Raw genomic sequence first — 22,014 nt, 5'->3', positions numbered from 1 at the left:
GGTTAGCGAAGAATTGTGAAAAGCTGTCCACCCAGCCTACTTATTGAGGCGCATATCGTCCTCGCGGATGGCCCCGGCGCAGGCTCGCAAAATGTCGCACCACCGCCACCAGCACGCCCAGCATCAAGCCAGCCGCCAGGCTCAACGCCACCACGAACGCCTTGCGGGGTTTGATCGGGGCCAAGGGTTCTTGGGCCGGGCGGTCGATCGCCGCCAGCTTCAACCCGTCCAAATCAAGATTGAGCGCACGCAGTCGGGCGGCTTCCGTGCGCAGCCATTCAACATCCTGTAGGAACATATCCTCGCTACTGCGCGCTTTCAGTGCGTCAACCTCGCGATTGACCTCCAACAAACGTAGCTTTCTGGTGATTTGGGCGACGCGCTCATCGGTAACGTCGTCACTGCTGCGTTGTTGCAATACCGCGCGCTCAGCTTCCAGCACTTGCGTCCCCATGAAAAACAAAGGAACCGTTTGCCGGGAAATCTCCGTCACCTGGCTTGCCCCACGCAATGCCGCCGCACCCATTGCCGAGGGCGTGGTTGGCCTTGTGATACCCACGGATCGGGCAATGGCAATGGCTTCAGCCAGTCGCGCCAAGCGATGGGAGCGCTCCTTTCCCATCTCCTCGCGCAGGGCGCCGAGTTCATCCTGCAGTTGGCCGCGCTTGATGGCATCACCTTCCAGCAGCCTGGCGATTTTCGTGGCCTTCTCGTTCTCATAGTTTTCACGGACGGCATCGATCTTACCGCCGAGCTCCGCGAGACGATTGTTGACGATCACCTCGACGTCAGCTGCCACAAGGTCACGTTGGCGGGCAATCGCGTAATCGACAAACCCATTGAGGAGCGCCACTCCGCCGCTGCCCTGGGGGTACTGCATTTCCAAGCGTATATAGGTGCCGGGGGCGGTGCTGTTTTTCGGATCGGGCAGCACCTGGCTGACGAGGCTGCGGTCAAACACGTCAAAGCTTCGCTCCTGGCTTTGCCCTGGCCGCTGATACGTTTCGAATAGCGTGGCATTGGCCTTGAAAAACCCAAGCCGGGTGTCATAGGAGTTCAGTTGCAACGCCACTTTGCTCAAGGCGTCGGCTGGCGTCAGTGGGTAGACCTCGGAGCGGTTGAGCGCATCCAACTCATTGAGCTCGACCGCCCTCAGCACGCTGCTGGCCTGGTACACCTGAGGCGCAAGCAACACGTAACCCACACCCAGGATTGCCGCGATGGCTGCGCACGCGACGACCAGTACGCGTTGCTTCCAAATGCCATGGGCCAGTTCAAAAAGATCGATCTCATCCGAGGCCGGATGCGCAATAGTCGGGGGGATTGTGTTCAACGTAAGTTCGCCCTGAAGAGTGGTTAGTCAGCGCCCGACAACACAGACCTGAATAACGACGGAATAAACAGGGGGCAACGTCAAGGGCGAAATAGGCGCCCTTTGGTACACGCGAAAGCATAGATGGTTGCGTGAGTGACGTTGCCCGACGGCGAGAAAATAGCGCTAATACATTGCCTATGAAGGAGAAAATTTCCAACGCGCGAAAATTTGAGACAAGTCCTACGTTCTTTGGAAGATTAATTGACTGAACTCAGCCCGTTACCGCTAACTAGCGTCGATTAGCCCTTCAGAAAAAAGGAATTTGTATGTCACTTATCACAGATCCAGACCTGCAAGCCCTGCAAGGCATTTGGGAACAAACCGCACTGGAAGACAGCGGTGTGCTCAATCCCATCGATGCCCACAGCGCGCCCGGTGCCATTACGACGATTGCAGATGATCGATTCGAAGTGACGACCGTCAGTGGCGAGGTGTTGCTCGCCGGACGGTTTTTCCTCGACAGCACAACCACCCCCAAGCGCATCACCTGGATCGACAGCATGGGCGATGACGCCGGCAAGCACTTGCCCGCCAGCTACCGTCTCGAAGGTGATGAGTTTGTATTTATTGCCGCGGATGAGCACATGCCGCGCCCGACTGAATTCCGCACCGGCCCAGGCCAGACCATGCGCACTTTCGTACGCAGGGCGTGAGGCGTTTCACACCGCCTTCACATGGTGGCCTATAGGGTGAAGCCTACCTACTCCTGTAAATCCCTTGGCCCGCCTCTTCTCGCGGGCCTTTTTTTTGCTCGCGCGAACCGGCTCAGCGCTTCGTGGCGGTCAAGGTAAAGCACAACGGCAATTGCGCAGGCTGGTGCTCATATTGGTCATAGAGTTCCTCGCGGTTGGAGTGCGGGTATTCCTGCAAGTGGCAAATCTGCAGCCCCGCCGCGATCGCACCACTGACCAGGCTGCCCATGGTGTGCACGTACCAATAGGACGTCGGTCCCGCCACCTCGCTCAACCCTTCATAAACGATGGATTCCTGCAACACAAAGGGATCGCGCTGAAAGTACGAACTGGCGGGCAGCAACGGGTTGCTGGCGTGCGGGTCAAACATCTCCAGGAACGGGTGGGTTTCATACATCACCAAGGTGCCACCCGGCTTCAAGGTGCTCGCGACGTGACGCATAAACAGCGCCACATCCGGCATCCACCCCAGTACACCGATGGTGACCAAGGCAACGTCAAAACGCCCGTGCAACCGCTCGGGCAACTGATGGATGTCGGCTTCGATGAACTCGGGATGGTGGGGCGAGATCGCGGCCAGTTCCTGTGCCTGCTGCAAAAACGCCCGGGATTGATCGACCCCCACCACCGACCGCGCGCCCAGGCTGAACAACGACAGGCTCTCACGCCCGTTGTTGCAGCACAGTTGCACCACGTCTTTGCCGGCGACGCCGACGTCTTGCAGCAACGCGGTGATGGTGGGGTCCAGGCGCGAGAAGCCTGGGTCGGCGACTGAGCGCAGCAGGGCTTTCCAGTTGTCCGTATCTTTGTGCAACTGAGCGGATTGATCCCAGGCGTGCTTGTTGCTGGTGATAGCCTCTTGGGCTGAGGGCATGTCCATTGCGTCTCCAGAACATCGTTACAATCGGGCTCAGAAAATAAGCCAAGCGCCCACCAAATAAAAGCCCGTCAACCCCGCGAAACTTATCGCAAACCCCGCAGGTCATTAACGCAATAGGTGTTCAGCCGTTGAATGCCGCTCCCGAAGCCTGCGCCGTGACCCCACCCCCAGACCTGCGTAACACCCTGCCCCTCGACAGCCTGAACTTCTTCCTCGCCGACGTGCGTGACGGCCTCGGCCCCTACCTGGCGATCTACCTGCTGGCCGTGCACCAATGGGACCCGGCGAGTATTGGCGTGGTGATGACCCTGGCCGGCATCGCTGCGCTGATCAGCCAAGGGCCGGCGGGCGCGCTGATCGACCGCACCCGTAGTAAACGCGCGGTGGTCGCGATTGCTGCCATCCTGGTGACCGCCAGTTGCCTGCTGTTGCCCTTCGTCAGCTCATTCAGCCTGGTGGCCTTGACCCAGTCGGCCAGTGCGGTCGCTGCGTCGGTGTTCGCCCCGGCGATTTCGGCGATTTCCCTGGGCATTACCGGACCCCGCGCCTTTACCCGGCGCACCGGGCGCAACGAGACCTTCAACCACGCCGGCAACGCCACCGCCGCCCTGCTCGCCGGCGGCCTGGCGTATCTGTACGGGCCGGTGGTGGTGTTCTACCTGATGGCGGCCATGGCCCTGGCCAGTGTGGTGGCGATCACTTGCGTGTCGGCAAACGCCATCGACCATGACGTCGCCCGCGGCTTCGACCCCGACCACGTCACCGACCACGCGCAACCCTCCGGCATGGGCGTATTGCTGACTAGTCGACCCCTGCTGGTATTCGCCGTCTGCTGCGCGTTGTTCCACCTGGCCAATGCCGCGATGCTGCCGCTGGTTAGCCAGAAACTCGCGCAAATCAACCTGCACCTGGCCACGCCGCTGACCTCAGCGTGCATCGTCGCCGCGCAACTGGTGATGGTGCCAGTGGCCTGGCTGGTGGGCATAAAGGCGGATAGCTGGGGACGCAAACCGCTGTTGCTCGCCGGCTTCATGATCCTGCCGTTGCGCGGCGTGCTGTATACCCTGTCCAACGACCCCTACTGGCTGGTTGCGGTGCAAATGCTCGACGGCATCGGCGCGGGCATCTTCGGCGCGCTGTTCCCGGTCATCGTCAAAGACCTGACCCAAGGCACCGGCCGCTTCAATGTCAGCCTGGGCGCCCTCTCCACCGCCTTCGGCCTGGGCGCGGCACTGAGCAGCAGCCTGGCGGGATTTGTCGTGCAACAGGCTGGCTATAACGCGGCGTTCCTGACGTTGGCGGGTGTGGCAGCTGTAGCGTTGGCGATGTTGGCGTTGGCGATGCCGGAGACCTTGGCGAAACCAACGCTCGCACGGCAACCGGCAGTGGCCTGACAAAGGCGGTGATGTGCGCTTTGGCGCCTATACCCTGTTATGGTAGCGCCCTCAGATCGCAATGGAAGCGTCACGAATGTACCCATGGAAGACGCTAGCCATAGCCGTCATGGCTTTGACCGGCACTCAGGCAATGGCAGCAGAAAACGCCAATCCTTTTGATAAAGGACTGATGATTACCACCTTTCTGCCGACCATCCTGATCGGCGGAATCACCTCCCTCACGACCGAGCCACCCAAGCTATTCAAAACCGCCAAGTCCGATGCCTTGGCGTTTGTTGGTTCAGGTGGTGAGATCCGCGGTGCGGAGTTTGAGCAGGCGTCCCGGTATTACCGTGCGACCTACGCAGCGCCCCTGATGTCAGATATGCAACTGGCGGAGGCGATTGCTAGCTTGTTCTGACTTGAGGCGCAGGTTGTACATCGGTCTTGTGCCTGTATTTTCTTAACGTGCTGGCTCGTTAGGGTATTGATTCAGGGATCAAGCTGCGTCTCAGAAACAAATTCGTAGCGTCTTTCGCCGCTGTCTTCGAGTACCGCTTTCAACGCCTTGGCCCGTCGCTCCAGGCAAGCATTGAAGCCCGGACTCTGAGGGGCGCCGAAATCCAGGCAAGGATCACGGTTATCCAGCGGTTTTCGTGGGCTGGAGCATCCAATCAACAGTAGCGCCGCCGCTAGCGCAGTTATCAAAATCCGCATGTCATTCCTTCTTTGGGGTGTCACTGTGCCTTTGTCGAGTGCTTGATCAGCAAGACGCCAATCAAAATAAACACCGCTGATTTTGCCGCAGAAAAAAGAGCATCTTTTCCGATAAACAACTCAACGGCCGAAAAGAGCAGTGCAAATATTCCCACTATCGCCAATCCATAGCCAATCGGCCGCATAGCCCTATGAAACATTTTTCGTCCCCCTGAAAAACTGAAGTTGTAAATTTTCGCACCCTGTAGCGCTATCAATCATCCGAGATCACGGAGGGCTGCGCCTAACGCTTTCCATTCGTAGCAGGGATGAAGCTGCCAACAAATAAAACGCTCGCAGGTCCTACAAGCCAACTGATGGATGTTCCTGGACTGACAACTGGCACAGCGAAAGTAACTGCAAACAAGCCTATTGCTGCCCATATCCGCCTACGCGGCGTGAGCCATTTTCGAATCCCTTCCAACCTTTTGCCCATTGGCACGTTCCCTGTTTGAGAAGCGGCAAAGCATATCACTCACGTTCACGAACCACGCCGGCCGACGGGGTGAGACGCGAATACCGTCCGGCTTTAGCCTGCTTTCACTTGTCGAGATCTATCAGCTCGCACATTCGCTCTCCTAACATTCCACGCAACCACGCACCATGAAACTCAATATTTTCCAGAGAAGTACCGTCCCCGAGAAGATGCTCAAGAATCTTGCCGTTCGCTGCGCGATACACGATGCGAAAATGTCCATCATGAGCAGACGATGTCATCACATAAGGCCGAATGGAGATGATTTCGCTAAACGGTACACGTACTTCAATGGGGCTTCGACAACGACGCGTGATGGTGAGGGTCAACATCTGCTGGTTTTCGTCGAACGTGAAGGCCTGGACTTGAGGCTCAGAGACGACCCACGCAAAGAACGCACCAATGAACGCTGCACTGGCCAGCATTAGCAGAATGAAGGATGACGCTGTGAGGCTCTCACCCTGTATGACGCCCGGCCCTGTGAAAAGGAACGTCGCAAGCCCGTAGGCCGGAAAAAGCAGAAGCAGCGCAAGAGAGAAGCCAAAAACGCCCATACCATTGCTTCCGATAATTGGTATTTCAGGGCCGTAATACCAAATAGTTGGGTGGGCAGTGCTTGGCCCGCCAGCAGTTGTTGCTGTGGCGCTAGCGGGTCGTTGATGATTCATCTGGCCGTCTCGAGGGATTGCAGCGCAGACGTTACCACTACTATCGGTCAGCCTGGAAACGGATCACAGGGCTTCTGTCTTGGCGCTACGGACTTCGATTACTCACGTTACCTCGCTCTACCTCTCCCCTTCAAAGTCAGCCGCTGCGGAGCCACGCTGCTCAATTCAGTTCGACAGCTCCAGGGTGAAAGTTAAGAAGGAACCTGATTTTCGTGCAGCCTTGAAAGAAAAAAGAAGCACGCCTGAATTAATCATAGTTGACCACTCGGCGGAGTGAGTAGGCCAGCAGTTAGTTAGCATAGCTATTCAACTCTAAGGACATGACCAGAAAACCCTAAGCTCTCAAGATGCTACAGATAACTCACTGTGAACGTCACTGATGCGCTTGCAGTACCGGCCTCCAGCGTACTATTAGGCAATCGGTAAAAGGCGGCCGATAGCGGTATTTTAAAGTTCTTGTCAATCGTATTGAACCCATAGAATCGGTAAGTGGAACCTAGCACGACAGGCTTACCATCCTCGCCCATCAACTTCAACCCAATTCCTTTAGCTGTTGAACTGGGATTAAGTGCCACGACCCCCTCCTGCCGGCTTATAATTTGAGAAGTCGCTTGGAGCGAATAGGTGACCTTCTGGATACTGGCCTCGCACTGATTGAGACCAATGTTAAATTTAATATCCCTCGACGTATCACCGGCCTTTTTGAATTCTCCGAGCTCGTAGTCATCGCCCATATTAACCGAAACGCCAGGGGACTGGCAGGACGCGGAATTCAAGATGATGGGCTTGAGTAGATTGACCTTGAACAAATCTAGACCACCTACTCCATGCACCCCTATGTAGCCTGCGGACAGTATATTTTGCGATAACAAGTTATCAGACTTGAAAATTTGAATTTTCAAGCTTCTGTAAGGGTAGTCGGTATTCGCCAGACCTATTACCTCCTCCCTATTAATGAGTCGGTCGTTTGCGTAGATCCTAAAAGACATTCCTGAATTACCTAGGGGGAAAGTGCTTCCGCTAGCTACGCTCCCCAAGGCAGGATTTAAAACAAAAACCAAATATGACGGGAGGGCTGGACAGTAAAAACTCTGTGCAGGCACCGTGACGACTTCTTCATAAACAACCGTCCCGATTGGCGCGTCTTTAGGGATCGCAAAGCCACCCCTTATATTGGCGCCAAAGTTTACAACCTGCTGGTTCGTGCCGTTAGTAAAGGCACAGGTACCAGCAGCCATTAAATTCGATGAAAAAATAAGCGCAGTCGCAGCAACCATAATTAGGCATTGCTTCTGACACGACGTCTTGATGCGTTTAATAAACAAAATATCGCCCTCAAAAAGCAAGGAGCACCTTATTAGTGATGCACGACTGCGGAAATCATATCTTTAGCTATCTGACAGTAAGATACCGAAAAACCATAACCATTGCTTACTCCATATACCCCTCATGGATCGACCAACGATACGTCACGACAATCGTACTTCCCTATAAGACGATTCTTATAATGAGAATTATATAAATATTTCTTATGCCTCATCAGCGACTTACTTCGATTAACAGGGAACGCTAACGGCTGTACATTGAACGCTACACGCCACTCAGGTGCGCAGGCCTTTTTGGTATATGCCTGGCAGGCGCGCAGCGTAATACGCTGGGCATCGTATAATTTCTTGGTGGGTTGTTGATCAGAGGCGGCCAGGGTCTTCTCGGCCATCCGCCGCTTGCCCTGTTCGATCTCGATTTGAGCTGAAACGGCGTCGCTGATACGTGCCGTTCCCCTATCACCCCACACAGAAAGGAATCAAGTCTGCCGCCCAGGTTGATGGGGGCGCTCAATGACGACAAATACACCGAACACATCCAGCAAACGCCCGACCTGCACACACAAACCGCCCCTTCCCCCAACCCACCCAACATCCATCATCGCCTGCCATACAACTGTCGCCTCACATATGCGACAATGCGCGCCAAATTCCAACACACATCCCCCATTTTCTGCTCAGCGACCGGGTTTCGCGCCTTGATGTCGCTGTTGATGCACGCCTGAAGGCTCCTGCCGCCACGCTCGCAACCCATTGATAGGTAAAGTAATTGATCTCCACAGCTAACATCACCATGCAGTTCGGCGCCAAGCCGCTCTTCGAGAACGTCTCGGTCAAGTTCGGCGCTGGCAACCGTTATGGTTTGATCGGTGCCAACGGTTGCGGCAAGTCGACCTTCATGAAAATCCTTGGCGGTGACCTCGATCCGTCTGGCGGCCAGGTCATGCTGGAGCCGAATGTGCGCCTGGGTAAGCTGCGCCAGGACCAGTTTGCCTATGAAGAATTCACCGTGCTCGACACCGTGATCATGGGTCACGAGGAGCTATGGAAGGTCAAGGCCGAGCGTGATCGCATCTACTCGCTGCCGGAAATGAGCGAAGAAGACGGCATGGCCGTGGCCGAGCTGGAAACCGAGTTTGCCGAGATGGACGGCTACACCGCCGAATCCCGTGCCGGTGAGTTGTTGCTGGGCCTGGGTATTCCGCTGGAACAGCACTTCGGTCCGATGAGCGAAGTGTCCCCAGGCTGGAAGCTGCGTGTATTGCTGGCCCAGGCGCTGTTCTCTGATCCTGAAGTGCTGTTGCTCGACGAACCGACCAACCACTTGGACATCAACACCATCCGCTGGCTGGAGAACATCCTGACCCAGCGTTCCAGCCTGATGATCATCATCTCTCACGACCGTCACTTCCTGAACAGCGTGTGCACCCACATGGCTGACCTGGACTACGGCGAGCTGCGCCTGTTCCCGGGCAACTACGACGAGTACATGACCGTGGCGACCCAGTCCCGCGAGCAACTGCTGTCGGACAACGCCAAGAAGAAGGCGCAGATCACCGAGCTGCAATCTTTCGTCAGCCGCTTCTCGGCCAACGCCTCGAAAGCCAAGCAGGCCACTTCCCGTGCCAAGGCGATCGACAAGATCCAGCTGGCCGAGGTCAAGCCTTCGAGCCGTGTGAGCCCGTTCATCCGTTTCGAGCAGACCAAAAAGCTGCACCGTCAGGCAGTCATGGTCGAAAAAATGGCCAAAGGCTTCGATGGCAAGCCGCTGTTCAAGGACTTCAGCTTCCAGGTGGAAGCCGGCGAGCGCGTGGCGATCATTGGCCCGAACGGTATCGGCAAGACCACCCTGCTGCGCACCCTGGTCAGCGAACTGACACCGGACGCCGGTAGCATCAAGTGGACCGACGCCGCGGAACTGGGCTACTACGCCCAGGACCACGCCCACGACTTCGAAGACGACGTGACCCTGTTCGACTGGATGGGCCAGTGGACTCAAGGCGAGCAGATGATCCGTGGCACTTTGGGTCGCATGCTGTTCTCCAACGACGACATCCAGAAGTCGGTCAAGGTGATTTCCGGTGGTGAGCAAGGCCGCATGCTGTTCGGCAAGCTGATCCTGCAAAAGCCGAACGTGCTGATCATGGACGAACCGACCAACCACTTGGACATGGAATCCATCGAGGCGCTGAACCTGGCGCTGGAAAACTACCCGGGCACGCTGATCTTTGTCAGCCACGACCGTGAGTTCGTATCGTCCCTGGCCACCCGCATCATCGAGTTGAGCGCCGACGGCGTGATCGACTTCAGCGGCACCTATGACGACTACCTGCGTAGCCAAGGCGTCGTGTTCTAAGCACCGCTCGCTGCACACAAAAGCCCCGTCCACTGTGACGGGGCTTTTTGCATTTGATGGCACGCCATCATTAATAGATAGCCTGCTTTCTTTTCCCCCACGCCCTTGCCATGATGGCCGCACCGCCCGCCCGCGAACGAGTGCCCATGTCTGCCGCCGCCCCCAGTTCCCTGTCGATCACCTTGCAGATCGTCTCCATCGTTTTTTATACCTTTATTGCCTTTATCTGCATCGGCCTGCCGATTGCGGTGATCCCGGGCTACGTGCACGAGCAGTTGGGGTTCAGCGCGGTGGTAGCCGGGATCACCATTGGTTCGCAATACCTGGCCACGTTGCTCAGTCGTCCGATGGCCGGGCGCATGTCGGACAACGTCGGCACCAAGCGTGCGATTGTGCTGGGGCTAGCCGGGATTCTGCTCAGTGGCGTGCTGACGTTGCTGGCGACGTTGATGGAAAGCATGCCCGCCGTCAGCCTGGGCATTTTGATCGCGGGCCGCCTGTTGCTGGGCGTGGCGCAGGGCCTGATCGGCGTGGGCACCATCAGTTGGTGCATGGGCCAGGTCGGCGCCGAGCACACCGCGCGTTCTATCTCCTGGAATGGCATCGCGTCCTACGGTGCCATCGCCATCGGCGCGCCCTTGGGCGTGGTGATGGTCGCCGAATACGGCTACAGCAGCCTGGGGATTGCGCTGTCGGTGCTGGCGGCGTTGGGTTTACTGCTGATCCGCAATAAACCGTCGGTGCCGGTGGTGCGGGGCGAGCGCTTGCCGTTCTGGGCGGTGTTTGGGCGCATCGCACCGTTTGGCGCCAGTTTGTGCCTGGCCTCGATCGGCTACGGCACCCTGACGACCTTTATCACCTTGTATTACCTCAACCGTGGCTGGGCCGGTGCGGCGTATTGCCTGACGGTGTTCGGCGTGTGCTTTATCGTGTCGCGCCTGATTTTTATCTCGGCCATCAGCCGCTTTGGCGGCTTTCGTGCGGCGATTGCCTGCATGACCATCGAGACCCTCGGCCTGACACTGCTGTGGCTGGCGCCGAGCACCGGCGTAGCCCTGATCGGCGCGGGCTTGACCGGTTTTGGCCTGTCGCTGGTGTACCCGGCGCTGGGCGTGGAGGCGATCAAACAGGTGCCCAACAGCAGCCGTGGCGCCGGGCTGAGTGCCTATGCGGTGTTTTTTGACCTGGCCCTGGCGATTGCCGGGCCGTTGATGGGGTTTGTCGCCTTGAACCTGGGCTACGGCTGGATCTTCTTTTGCGCCGCCCTGCTGTCGGTCGGTGCGCTGGGCCTGACCCTGCTGCTCAAGCGCCGCGCTTACTGATCAGCGGTCTGCAAACCGGCGCGGGTCGATTGCCCCAAGGTGTGGCTGAAGAAGCGCCCCGCTTCGGAGATCAGGTTGCGATGGATGCCTTCGCGATCGACCCCGTCCGCATCGGTACAGATGGCCGGCATGGCCAGTAGTTGATCGCTGTCGCACGGCGCCATGAACACGAAGTGCCCCGCTCCGGCCAGCAGTTTGAAGTCCGGCGGTTCCGGCAGTTTGCGCGCGAGGGCGGCGGCGTTCTTGTCCACGGCCACCAGCTTGTCGCCATCGCCGCTGTAGAGCAGCACCGGCACGTGCACATCGGCGAGGGTCTGGCGACCAAACATCAGGCTTAGCGGTGCCATCAGCATCAGCGCGTGGATGCGTGGGTCGGCTTGCGGTTGCAAGTCGTCGCGGTCGACCACCAACTCGCCTTTGGTGGTGCAGGCGTCGCGGTCTTCAGGACGTTCCTGGCAATAGCGGCGCAGGCGGTCGAAATCCGGCTTCGCGCCCGCGAGGATCAGCGCCGTCTCGCCCCCGGCCGAATAGCCAATCACGCCGACTTGGTCGATATTGACGAACGGCGACAGCATGGGGTCGCCCAGGGTCGCGGTGATCGCTTCGGAGATCTGGATCGGCCGCCCATACAGATTGCTCAACGTGCCCAGGCGGCTGTGGTCCTTGTAGTTGTCGCCGGGGTGCAGCACCGCGACCACCACAAAACCCTTGCGCGCCAGGGACGTGGCCAGGTCATGCAGGGCCAGCGGCGTGCCGGTATTGCCGTGGGACAACATCAACATCGGGAAGCGGCCGATAGCCACCTTGGCGTCTTCGCCGGCGCCCACGCGGTAAGCGCCCAGCTGCGTGCTGTGCTCGACATCGGTGGACGGGTAGAACGCAATGGCCTTCATCGGCTGCAAATCCAGCGGGTCGAGAAAGGTCATGCGATGAAAGCCCACGCTCCAATGCGGATGTGGCGCAGGCGCGGCGTGCACTGAAACCAGGCCGCCGAGCAGGGAAAGAACCAAAACAGCACAAAGACGCATCATGGGGATGTCCACCTTTGTTGCGTGAGAACCGACATGTCGAATTAAACGTCCAGGGTGTTGAACCCGAGCTTGCATAACCTGGGCCATATTAAAAAGACAGCGGGTAAACGAAAAAACTCCGTACTCCGATCGCGTTCCAGGCGAGCAGAATACAGAGTTTAGGCGCCCGTTTTCAGAATGAAACGGGGAACAGTGAACTTTTACATAACCCTTACGCGGCAGCGAACAATTGTTCGTTGATGACTACGTTGGCGTCGCTCAACGACTTGTTGCGCACTTCATCACCGTAGGCCAGGCCCTGGGCGCGGACGAACTCGATATCGGTGATGCCGAGGAAGCCAAATACCAGCTTCAGGTAGTCTTCGTGGCCGACGTTGCTGGCCTGGCCAGCGTGCAGGCCGCCGGCGGTGGAGACGATGATCAGTTTCTTGCCACCGCACAGGCCTTCAGGGCCGGCTTCGGTGTAGCGGAAGGTCTGGCCGGCGACGGCGATGCGGTCGATCCATGCCTTGAGTTGGGACGGTACCGAGAAGTTGTACATCGGCGCGCCGATCACCACTGCGTCCGCCGCGATGAATTCGGCCAGCGACGAAGCACTCAGTTGCGCCTCATGCTGTTGGACCGCGTCGCGCAGTTCGGCAGCGGTGCCCAGTGCGCCCAGGGTCAGGCCGGAGAAGTGGCTGATGCCTTCGCTCGCCAGGTCGCGGTAGGTCACTTCCACACCCGGCTCAGCCGCTTGCCAGGCCTTGACCACGCCAGCGGTGAGCTGACGGGATGCCGAGTTGTCGCCGAGGATGCTGGAATCGATGTACAACAGTTTCATGTGAGTGCTCCGAGTAGGATCGTCAGTGGCGATCAGATGGTGGTGATGCTACGCATGAAACCAATAGCCGATAAGCCAGCTGAAATGCGATAGTTTGTCCTACTGACAGGACAATAGGCCGACCATGCAAGACCTCAACGACCTCTACTATTTCGCCAAAGTCGTCGAAGCCGGTGGTTTCGCGGCCGCTGGCCGGCTGCTGGGGATTCCCAAGTCGCGGCTGTCGCGGCGCATTGCCGAGCTGGAAGAGCGCCTGGGTGCCCGCTTGCTGCAACGCACCACGCGGCAGCTGACCCTCACCGCCGTCGGTGAACGCTACCTGCGCCATTGCCAGGCCATGCTGCTGGAAGCCGAGATGGCCGACGAGGCCGTGGCCAGTATGTCCAGCGAAGCCCGTGGGCGCCTGCGGGTCAGTTGCCCGGTGGGCATGGCCCAGCACATCCTGCCGGAACTGGTGGCCGGGTTTCTCGCCGCCCATCCCCATGTGCAGCTGGAAATGACCCTGGTCAACCGCCGCGTCGACCTGGTGGCCGAAGGCATCGACGTGGCCCTGCGCGTGCGCGAGCTGGGGGATGAAGACCCGCTGCTGGTCACCAAGCGCCTGCGCCAGGCCCAGACGGTGCTGGTGGCCAGCCCGGCCTTTGTCTACGGCAAGCAGATCAACAGCCTCGACGACCTCAAGCAACTGCCCATCCTCGGCGCGCTGGAACCGGACCGCATGGTCCATCAACGCATCCTCGACCCCGAAGGCAACCCCCACGAACTGGTGATGGAGGCGCGCCTGGGCATCGACGACTTTATCGTGCGCAAGGCCAGCGCGATCATGGGCCTGGGCTTTACCGTCCTGCCGATGATGTATTGCGAAGAGGAACTGGCCAGCGGCCGCCTGGTGCAACTGCTGCCGCAATGGTCGTTGCCGGGGGGGTGGCTGCAAGCCGTGTACCCGCATCGGCGTGGCGTATTGCCGGCCATTCGGGCGTGGATCGACTACCTTGAAGAAGGCTTCAAAGGTTGCGGAGACCGCCTGCTATGAAGATCACCGAAGAACAAGTCGCCAGCTTCTGCCTGAGCCTGCCCGGCGCGCGCGAGGACTACAAATGGGGCGGCGTACGGGTGTTTTCGATTGCCGGGAACAAGATGTTCGCCCTGCAAAACCTGCGCGGTGAGTCGCTGGCGTTCAAGGTCGACAAGGATTTGTTCCTCGGCCACGTCGACCGCCCCGGCATCCACCCGGCGCCGTACCTGGCGCGTGCGCAGTGGATCATCATGAACACGCCCTACCCGCTGGGCGCAGAGGAACTGCGTGGCTTGTTGCAGCGCTCCCACCAGTTGGTGGTGAGCAAACTGCCCAAGCGCACGCAGGTTGGCTTGCTGCTAGAGGATTGACAGCAAGGTGCCGCCCAGGAACAGCTGGTCCAGCCAGAACACCTGATGCAGCAGCACAATCGCCCAGAACAGCACCTGATAAGACACCTTGCGCGTCTTGTGTCGGAACACTTGCTGGGCAAGCAACGCCCCCGGCCAACCGCCTGCCAGCTCGACGGCATGCAGGATGTTTTCCGGGGTGCGCCGGCCTTCGGTTTGCGCCTGGCGCTTGTCGCGCCAATACAACACGAATGCCAACACACTGACCACGCCGTACGCCGCCAGCGGCAGCACCGTCTCGCCGCGATGCCACAGCAGCACCGAGCCCAGCAGCGGCGCGGCGCACAACAGCAGGAAAATCGCGGCCTTCAGGCGCGGGTGCTGGATGTTCATGGCTTGACCGCAGACCAGTCGATCCAGCCGAACTGCCAGGTCGACAGGATCACCAGGCCAAACGCAATGCGATACCAGGCAAACGCTGCGTAGCTGTGGCTGGCGATGAACTTGAGCAAGGCCTTGACCGCAATCATCGCGAAGATGAACGAGGTCACAAAGCCGATGGCAAACACCGGCAGATCGGCTGGCTGGAACAGGTCGCGGTATTTGTAGCCCGAGTACAGCGCCGCACCGACCATGGTCGGCATGGCCAGGAAGAACGAGAACTCCGTGGCGGTCTTGCGCGACAGGCCAAACAACAGGCCGCCGATAATCGTCGCGCCGGAACGGGAAGTGCCCGGGATCATCGCCAGGCACTGGGCCAGGCCGACCTTGAGCGCGTCTTTCCAGGTGATGTCATCGACTGTTTCGGCGTGCACCGCATGTTCACGTCGCTCCGCCCACAACATGATCACACCGCCCACCACCAACGCCGCCGCCACGGTAATAGGGTTGAACAGGTAGTGCTTGATCGCGTCGGCAAAGATCACCCCCAACACCACCGCCGGCAATACCGCGATGATCAGGTTCACCGTGAAACGCTGGGCCTTGCGCTGGGTCGGCAGGCCGATGACCACGTCAAGGATCTTGCGCCGGAACTCCCAGACCACGGCGAGAATCGCGCCCAATTGAATAATGATGTTGAACGCTTCAAAGCGCTCGCCGCCGAAGCCGATCAGGTCGGCGACAATAATCTGGTGGCCGGTGCTGGAAATCGGCAGGAACTCCGTCAACCCCTCCACCACGCCAAGAATCAATGCCTGTATGGCGGTCCAAAAATCCATGCTTCCCCCAAAAGGTCCTGCGCGGGGCAGGCCTCGATAGTATTTTTCAAGTGGTTCACTGACGCCGGGTGTTTGAAAAAAACCCGTGAAAAATCAGGCAGTACTCAGGTTTTCCGATTACAGGCCGAAAGCCTATCAGACAAGGCGTAAAAGTCGATGCAGCGCCCACAATTATAAAAAGCACGGAGTGACAGGACGATGAACAGTTTGCGCAGCATGTCGATCAGCCGCCGCCTCTGGCTGATCCTGATAGTCGCCGTGTTGATGTTGTTGACCTTGGGCCTGTTGATGCTCAAGCAGATCCATGGCGACCTCTACCAGGCCAAGCGCCAGCAGACCCAACATGTGGTGCAGACCGCCAGCGGCGTGCTGGCCTACTACCAGAACCTCGAGAAAACCGGCGCCCTCACCCGCGACGCCGCGCAGAAGCAAGCCTTGAGCGTGGTGCGCGGCCTGCGCTACGACCATGACGACTACTTCTGGATCAACGACCTCACGCCGGTGATGATCATGCACCCGGCCAACCCCAAGCTGGACGGCCAGAACCTCTCGGCGATCCGCGATCCGGACGGTTTTGCGGTGTTCAACGAGTTCGTGATCCTGGCCAAGGCCAAGGGCGCTGGCATCGTCAACTACCGCTGGCCGAAGCCGGGCGCCGATGCGCCGGTGGCGAAAACCTCGTATATCCAACTGTTCGAACCCTGGGGCTGGATCATCGGCTCCGGCGTCTACGTGGATGATGTGCAGGCCGAGTTCACCGGCCAAGTGTGGAAAGCCTCGGTGATCGGCCTCATCATTGCGGTGGTGATGGCCTTGCTGGTGGCGCTGATCGCCCGCAGCATCGTGCGCCCGCTGCAAGCGGCGGTGAATGCGATGGGCAACATCGCCAGCGGCGAAAGCGACCTGACCCGCAGCCTCGACACCCACGGCCACGACGAAGTGACCCAGCTGTCGCACCACTTCAACAGCTTCACCGCCAAGTTGCGCCAGGTGGTCAGCCAGTTGCAGGTGTGCGCCAACGCCCTGGGCCAGTCATCGACCGAGCTGGGCAGCAACGCCACCCAGGCCCATGACCGCAGCCAGCAGCAGTCCCAGCAGATGGAACTGGTGGCCACCGCGATCAACGAAGTCACCTACGGCGTGCAGGACGTGGCCAAGAACGCCGAACACGCCGCCAGCGAAATGCGCGACGCCCAAGTCCAGGCGCAGCAAGGCCAGGTCAATATCGACGGCAGCTTGCAGCAGATCGACCAACTCTCCAGCACCATCAGCCAGGCCGTCGAGGTGATGCGCACGCTGTCCGCGGAAAGTACCCAGATCGGCAGCGTGCTCGAAGTGATCCGCTCCATCGCCGACCAGACCAACCTGCTGGCCCTCAACGCCGCCATCGAAGCTGCCCGTGCTGGCGAACAAGGCCGTGGGTTTGCCGTGGTGGCTGATGAAGTACGGCTGCTGGCCCAGCGCACGCAAAAATCCACCGCCGAGATCCAGGGCATGATCGAACGCCTGCAAGGCCACTCGGAAGCGGCGGTCAAGGTGATCAGCGACAGCCACAGCGCCTCGCAACTGACCATCGAACAAGCCGGCCAGGCCGGGGCCAGCCTCACGGCCATCGGCCAGGCGCTGCGTAATCTCAATGGCTTGAATGCGTCGATTGCCAGCGCCACCTTGCAACAGGCCCATGTGGTGGAAGACATCAACCAGAACGTCACCCAGGCGGCGGGGTTGTCCCACAGCACGGCGTTGGCGGCGCAGCAGTCGAGTGTAGCGAGTACCCACCTGCGCGCACTGAGCGAACAACTGGATGGCCTGCTGCGCCAATTCAAGGTCTAACACCGTTCTATTGTCGAACGTGGCTCATGTGGGAGCTGGCTTGCCTGCGATGCAGACACCTCGGTCTTTCAGCCAGACCAGGGTGATGCCATCGCAGGCAAGCCAGCTCCCACATAAGAGCAGCTCCCACACAAGTCCAGGTCCCGCAGACAGTGCTCAGTGTTTTGTAGATTGCACGCCTCTGGTTACAATCCCCGCCCTCTCCCACTCCTCCAAGGAACCGCCATGTCCGGGCTTGAACTGTTCGCCGCCGCCCTGGGGGTGATCGCTGTCTGGCTGACGGTCAAACAAAACCCTTGGTGCTGGCCCATCGGTTTGATCATGGTGCTGCTCTACACCTGGGTGTTCTACGACGTAAAACTGTATTCCGACATGCTCCTGCAAGTGGTCTACGCCGTGTTGCAAATCTACGGCTGGTGGCAGTGGACCCGCGCCGGCGAGGTCAAGCAAGGCCGTCAGGTCACCAGCCTGGGGGCTCCGGCGATTGTCACCAGCTTGGCGATAGGCGCCGTGGGCAGCCTGCTGCTGGGCGCCGCCATGGCCCACTGGACCGACGCCGCACAACCCTGGCTCGACGCCGCACTTACTGGTTTCAGCCTGGTGGCGCAGCTGTGGATGGCACAAAAACGCGTGCAATGCTGGCCGCTGTGGATTGCCGTGGATGTGATCTTCGTCGGCCTGTTCCTCTATAAAGGCCTGTACCTCACCGCCGCCCTCTACGCCTTGTTCACCGTGATCGCCGTGCAAGGCTGGCGTGAGTGGCGCGCCGACCCGGCGTTGCAATCATGAAAGTGGTGGTACTGGCCGGGCCCGAATCCAGCGGTAAAAGCTGGCTCGCCGCTGAGTTGCACGCGAATTTCGGCGGCCTGATGGTCGGCGAATACGTGCGCCACTTCATCGACCATCATCAACGCGACACCACCCTGGCCGACATCCCGGCCATCGCCCACGGCCAACTGGCCTGGGAAGATACCGCCCGCGCCCAACAGCCGCGCCTGCTGATCCTCGACACGCATTTGCTGACCAACAAGCTCTGGAGCCAGGTCCTGTTCGGTGACTATCCGACATGGCTGGACAGCGAACTGCTGGCCCGGCACTACGACCTGCACTTGCTGCTGTCGCCGGATGATGTGGAGTGGACTGCTGATGGGCAGCGTTGTCAGCCGCAGTTGGAGGATCGCCAGGCGTTTTTCCAGGGCAGTCTGGAGTGGATGCAAGAGCATCAACAGTCGGTGTTGGTGATTCGCGGGGATTGGGAAGAGCGCAGGCGGACGGCGTTTTCAGCAGTCGAACACCTGCTCCAGCCATAACACGGGGCTTCATTGGGGGAGCGGGCTTGCTCGCGATTGCGGTGGGCCAGTGAATACATCTTTGGCTGACACACCGCCATCGCGGGCAAGCCCGCTCCCACAGGGTTTGTTAGTAGCCCAAGGACAGGCCGGTGTTACGACGCGGATCGTTGGCGCCGTAGAAACGATTGTTCCCCACCGGCTTACCCCCCAGCGACGGCGCGCCGACCAGGATCGCCGCCAAGTGGTTGGCATCCTGCGGCCCGGCAAACTTATGGCCCCAGCTTTCAAGGATCTTCTGCGTATCCGGGCTCACCGCAAAGGTCTCAAGGTTGGTGGTCTCCGGCATCCACTGCTGGTGGAAGCGCGGCGCATCCACAGCTTCCTGGATGTTCATCTTGTAGTCGATGACGTTCAGGATCGTCAGCAACGTCGCGGTAATGATGCGACTGCCACCCGGCGTGCCCACCACCATCACCGCCTTGCCGTCCTTGGTCACGATGGTCGGGCTCATCGACGACAGCGGCGCCTTGCCCGGGGCGATGGCGTTGGCTTCACCCTGCACCAGCCCGTACATGTTCGGCACGCCGACCTTGACGGTGAAGTCGTCCATTTCGTCGTTGAGGATCACCCCGGTCTTGCTGGCCATCACGCCCGCACCGAACCAGTCGTTGAGGGTGTAGGTGACCGAGACCGCGTTGCCCCACTTGTCGACGATGGAATAGTGGGTGGTGTTGTTGCCTTCATGGGGCGATACGCCCGGCTTGATCGCCTGGGAATCGCCGGCCTTTTGCGGCTCGATGGCGGCGCGCAGCTTGGCCGCGTAGCCCTTGTCCAGCAGGTGGGCGATGGGGTTCTGCACGAAGTCCGGGTCGCCAAGGTAGCTGTTGCGATCCACGTAGGCGTGGCGCATGGCTTCGATCTGGTAGTGCAGGCCCTGGGCCGAGTGATAACCGAGGTCGGCCATCGGGTAGCCTTCAAGGATATTCATGATCTGGCAGATCACCACGCCACCGGAGCTCGGCGGCGGTGCCGAGACCACGTGGTAGCCACGGTAGTCGCACTCGATGGGCGCCAGTTCACGGGTCTTGTACTTGTCCAGGTCGGCCTGGGTGATGATGCCTTTGCCCGCCTGGCTGGAATCCACCAGCGCCTTGGCCACCCAGCCTTTATAGAAACCGTCGCTGCCCTTGGCCGAAATTTCCTTGAGGGTCTTGGCCAGGTCTTTCTGCACCAGCTTCTGGCCGACCTGCATCGGCTGGCCGTTGTGCAGGAAGATCCCGCGCATGTCCTGGTCTTTTTCAAACTCGCCGGTGGCGGTGTGCAACAGGTCGATATCGCCCTGCTCCAGGGCAAAGCCGTTTTCCGCCAGCTTGATCGCCGGGGCAATCACCTGGGCGCGCTTGAGGGTGCCGTATTTGCTCAGGGCCAATTCCATGCCCGAGACAGTGCCGGGTACGCCGACGGCCAGGTGGCCCTTGGCGCTGAGGCCCTCGATGACGTTGCCGTCTTTATCCAGGTACATATTGGCCGTGGCGGCCAGCGGGGCTTTTTCGCGGAAGTCGAGGAAGGTCTTGCGCCCGTCCGCCAACTGCACGGTCATGAAGCCGCCGCCGCCGAGGTTGCCGGCTGCCGGGTACACCACCGCCAGCGCATAACCCACGGCCACGGCCGCATCCACTGCATTACCGCCGGACTTGAGCACATCCACGCCAACATGGGTGGCCAAATGCTGGGCGGTGACCACCATGCCATTTTCGCCCGCCACGGGGGCTTGCGACGCGGCTTGCACACCGCTGACTGTCAACACCAGTGCGGTGGCAATCAAGGTACGGCTGAAGGGTTGGTATTTCATCCATGGCTACTCTGGTTATTGAGATGCACCAAAATAGCCCGGTGTAGATGTAATCCCCAGTGCAGTGGCGTTTTTATTACAGAACTTGTCGGTCACAGAACGGCCGCGGAAAAGCCCATGGTATATTTCGCGCCACTTCCCGCCAGCCGCCCTGACGAGCCCGCCATGAGTTTTGATTTCGACACGATCCAACCCCGCCTCGGTACCGGCAGTACCAAGTGGAACCGTTACCCGGCCGACGTCCTGCCGATGTGGATCGCCGACATGGACATCGCCGCCCCGCCCGCCGTGTTGCAGGCCCTGCGCGAACGCCTCGACCAGCAGATCCTCGGCTACAGCGTGGCCGGCCCGGATGTACGTGAAGCCATCGTCGCCGACCTGTGGGCCAAGTACGCCTGGCGCGTGCAGCCCGAAGACCTGCTGTTCCTGCCGGGTGTCGAGCCGGGCTTCAACATGGCACTGCATGCCTTTGTGCAACCGGGCCAGCCGGTAGTGTTGCAAACCCCCAACTACCGCCCGATCCGCCTGGCGCCGGGGCACTGGAACCTGCCGAAGATCGAAGTGCCGTTTGAACTGAAAGACGGTGAATACCTGACCCCGCTGCCCGCAATGCGCGACGCCCTGGCCGGCGCCGGCGCGCTGCTGCTGAGCAACCCGCACAACCCGATGGGCAAGGTGTTCCCCCGCGAAGAATTGCTGGCCGTGGCCAACGCCTGCCTGGAACAGGGCGCGCTGATTATCAGTGACGAAATCCACGCAGAACTGTGCTTCGATGGCCGTCGTCACATCCCCACCGCCAGCCTCAGTCCGCAAATCGCCGAACGCACCATCACGCTGATGTCGGCGAGCAAGGCGTATAACGTCGCCGGCCTGAAGACCTGCTTTGCCGTGATCCAGAACGCCGAGATCCGCGAGCGCTTCAACAACGCCCGCTGCGGCATGGTCGACAGCGTCAGCCCCCTGGGCCTGGAAGCCACCCGCGCCGCCTACAGCCAGTGCGGCGAATGGCTGGAAGCGCTGAAGGAGTACCTGCAAGCCAACCGCGACTACCTGCTCAATGCTGTGCAAACCCGCTTGCCCGGCGTAGTCATGCATGCGCCCCAAGGCACCTTCCTGGCTTGGCTGGATTGCAGCGCCCTGGGCCTGGAAGACCCGCAGCAGTTCTTCCTCGAACAGGCCAAGGTCGGCTTGAGCGCCGGGATCGAATTCGGCGATGACAGCCAGCAATTCGTGCGCCTGAACTTCGGCTGCCCACGCGCCATGCTGGAGGAAGGCCTGCAACGTATCGAGCGCAGCTTGAAAGAGCGCTGAGATGGGCTGGCACCTTCCCGCTGCCAGCCCGCCGATGGCATTGCCACGCCCTTGGGCATGAC

The 22,014-nt window shown here is 59.8% G+C and carries 20 protein-coding genes; 11 read left to right on the top strand and 9 right to left on the bottom strand.

What is annotated here, in order from left to right; translation table 11 throughout:
* Positions 1–40 precede the first annotated feature (40 nt).
* Positions 41–1,324, bottom strand: a complete 1,284-nt coding sequence (locus J1G37_RS12710) for a Wzz/FepE/Etk N-terminal domain-containing protein (RefSeq protein ID WP_347402344.1) — start codon at positions 1,322–1,324, stop codon at positions 41–43.
* Between the two features lie 317 nt (positions 1,325–1,641).
* Here J1G37_RS12710 and J1G37_RS12705 point away from each other — a divergent pair, with 317 nt between their 5' ends.
* Positions 1,642–2,028, top strand: coding sequence for a TIGR03067 domain-containing protein (locus J1G37_RS12705; RefSeq protein WP_207042104.1), 387 nt, complete (start codon positions 1,642–1,644; stop codon positions 2,026–2,028).
* Positions 2,029–2,140: 112 nt separating this feature from the next.
* Here J1G37_RS12705 and J1G37_RS12700 read toward each other — a convergent pair whose 3' ends face one another.
* Positions 2,141–2,947, bottom strand: a complete 807-nt coding sequence (locus J1G37_RS12700) for a class I SAM-dependent methyltransferase (protein ID WP_207042102.1) — start codon at positions 2,945–2,947, stop codon at positions 2,141–2,143.
* Between the two features lie 155 nt (positions 2,948–3,102).
* On the opposite strand from J1G37_RS12700, the gene J1G37_RS12695 reads away from it, so the two are divergent.
* Positions 3,103–4,341, top strand: coding sequence for an MFS transporter (locus J1G37_RS12695; RefSeq protein ID WP_207042101.1), 1,239 nt, complete (start codon positions 3,103–3,105; stop codon positions 4,339–4,341).
* Positions 4,342–4,417: 76 nt separating this feature from the next.
* The gene (locus J1G37_RS12690) at positions 4,418–4,744 is read left to right on the top strand and encodes a DUF2388 domain-containing protein (protein WP_207042100.1); all 327 of its coding nucleotides are present in this window, start codon (positions 4,418–4,420) and stop codon (positions 4,742–4,744) included.
* 875 nt (positions 4,745–5,619) lie between these two features.
* Here J1G37_RS12690 and J1G37_RS12685 read toward each other — a convergent pair.
* Together J1G37_RS12685 and J1G37_RS28995 are read right to left on the bottom strand one after the other, a co-directional pair.
* Positions 5,620–6,222: a hypothetical protein gene (locus tag J1G37_RS12685; protein ID WP_242551560.1), complete on the bottom strand. Its 603-nt coding sequence runs from the start codon at positions 6,220–6,222 to the stop codon at positions 5,620–5,622.
* Between the two features lie 350 nt (positions 6,223–6,572).
* Entirely contained in the window at positions 6,573–7,568 is a 996-nt protein-coding gene (locus J1G37_RS28995) for a fimbrial protein (protein ID WP_242551559.1), read from the bottom strand.
* A gap of 748 nt (positions 7,569–8,316) precedes the next feature.
* Here J1G37_RS28995 and J1G37_RS12675 point away from each other — a divergent pair.
* The gene (locus tag J1G37_RS12675; RefSeq protein ID WP_026137136.1) at positions 8,317–9,903 is read left to right on the top strand and encodes an ABC-F family ATPase; all 1,587 of its coding nucleotides are present in this window, start codon (positions 8,317–8,319) and stop codon (positions 9,901–9,903) included.
* A 146-nt stretch (positions 9,904–10,049) separates the two neighbouring features.
* Positions 10,050–11,225, top strand: a complete 1,176-nt coding sequence (locus J1G37_RS12670) for an MFS transporter (RefSeq protein WP_207042099.1) — start codon at positions 10,050–10,052, stop codon at positions 11,223–11,225.
* On the opposite strand, the gene J1G37_RS12665 is transcribed toward J1G37_RS12670, so the two are convergent.
* Both J1G37_RS12665 and J1G37_RS12660 read right to left on the bottom strand, forming a co-directional pair.
* Positions 11,219–12,256 carry a dienelactone hydrolase gene (locus J1G37_RS12665; protein WP_207042098.1) on the bottom strand — a complete coding sequence of 346 codons (1,038 nt, stop codon included), beginning with the start codon at positions 12,254–12,256 and terminating at the stop codon, positions 11,219–11,221. The genes J1G37_RS12670 and J1G37_RS12665 overlap by 7 nt on opposite strands.
* Positions 12,257–12,467: 211 nt before the next feature.
* Positions 12,468–13,079, bottom strand: a complete 612-nt coding sequence (locus J1G37_RS12660; RefSeq protein WP_207042097.1) for an FMN-dependent NADH-azoreductase — start codon at positions 13,077–13,079, stop codon at positions 12,468–12,470.
* A gap of 124 nt (positions 13,080–13,203) precedes the next feature.
* On the opposite strand from J1G37_RS12660, the gene J1G37_RS12655 reads away from it, so the two are divergent.
* Together J1G37_RS12655 and J1G37_RS12650 are read left to right on the top strand one after the other, a co-directional pair.
* The gene (locus tag J1G37_RS12655; RefSeq protein ID WP_207042096.1) at positions 13,204–14,112 is read left to right on the top strand and encodes a LysR substrate-binding domain-containing protein; all 909 of its coding nucleotides are present in this window, start codon (positions 13,204–13,206) and stop codon (positions 14,110–14,112) included.
* The gene (locus J1G37_RS12650) at positions 14,109–14,465 is read left to right on the top strand and encodes an MmcQ/YjbR family DNA-binding protein (RefSeq protein WP_207042093.1); all 357 of its coding nucleotides are present in this window, start codon (positions 14,109–14,111) and stop codon (positions 14,463–14,465) included. The genes J1G37_RS12655 and J1G37_RS12650 overlap by 4 nt, the downstream gene beginning before the upstream one ends.
* Here the strand turns inward: J1G37_RS12650 and J1G37_RS12645 are convergent.
* Both J1G37_RS12645 and J1G37_RS12640 read right to left on the bottom strand, forming a co-directional pair.
* Positions 14,454–14,837: a DUF1294 domain-containing protein gene (locus J1G37_RS12645; RefSeq protein ID WP_207042091.1), complete on the bottom strand. Its 384-nt coding sequence runs from the start codon at positions 14,835–14,837 to the stop codon at positions 14,454–14,456. The two genes, J1G37_RS12650 and J1G37_RS12645, sit on opposite strands and share 12 nt — an antisense overlap.
* Positions 14,834–15,664, bottom strand: coding sequence for an undecaprenyl-diphosphate phosphatase (locus J1G37_RS12640; RefSeq protein ID WP_207042090.1), 831 nt, complete (start codon positions 15,662–15,664; stop codon positions 14,834–14,836). The genes J1G37_RS12645 and J1G37_RS12640 overlap by 4 nt, the downstream gene beginning before the upstream one ends.
* Before the next feature lie 198 nt (positions 15,665–15,862).
* On the opposite strand from J1G37_RS12640, the gene J1G37_RS12635 reads away from it, so the two are divergent.
* The 3 genes from J1G37_RS12635 (at position 15,863) to J1G37_RS12625 (ending at position 18,807) form a co-directional block, all read left to right on the top strand.
* Entirely contained in the window at positions 15,863–17,497 is a 1,635-nt protein-coding gene (locus J1G37_RS12635) for a methyl-accepting chemotaxis protein (protein ID WP_207042088.1), read from the top strand.
* A 225-nt stretch (positions 17,498–17,722) separates the two neighbouring features.
* A complete protein-coding gene (pnuC, locus tag J1G37_RS12630) occupies positions 17,723–18,286 on the top strand; it encodes a nicotinamide riboside transporter PnuC (protein WP_207042085.1) in 564 nt (187 codons plus the stop codon).
* On the top strand, positions 18,283–18,807 hold the full coding sequence (locus J1G37_RS12625; RefSeq protein WP_207042084.1) for an AAA family ATPase: 525 nt from the start codon (positions 18,283–18,285) through the stop codon (positions 18,805–18,807). The genes pnuC and J1G37_RS12625 overlap by 4 nt, the downstream gene beginning before the upstream one ends.
* 109 nt (positions 18,808–18,916) lie before the next feature.
* Here J1G37_RS12625 and ggt read toward each other — a convergent pair whose 3' ends face one another.
* Positions 18,917–20,641 carry a gamma-glutamyltransferase gene (gene ggt, locus J1G37_RS12620; protein ID WP_207042083.1) on the bottom strand — a complete coding sequence of 575 codons (1,725 nt, stop codon included), beginning with the start codon at positions 20,639–20,641 and terminating at the stop codon, positions 18,917–18,919.
* A gap of 165 nt (positions 20,642–20,806) precedes the next feature.
* Between ggt and J1G37_RS12615 the strand changes: the two genes are divergently transcribed.
* Complete coding sequence (locus J1G37_RS12615) at positions 20,807–21,952, top strand: PatB family C-S lyase (protein WP_207042082.1); 1,146 nt, start codon at positions 20,807–20,809, stop codon at positions 21,950–21,952.
* Positions 21,953–22,014: the final 62 nt, after the last annotated feature.

It is taken from the genome of Pseudomonas sp. Marseille-Q1929 (assembly GCF_017316265.1).
Lineage (GTDB): Bacteria > Pseudomonadota > Gammaproteobacteria > Pseudomonadales > Pseudomonadaceae > Aquipseudomonas.
The sequence above is the reverse complement of the archived record's forward strand: the minus strand, read 5'-3'. Positions and strand labels throughout refer to the sequence as shown.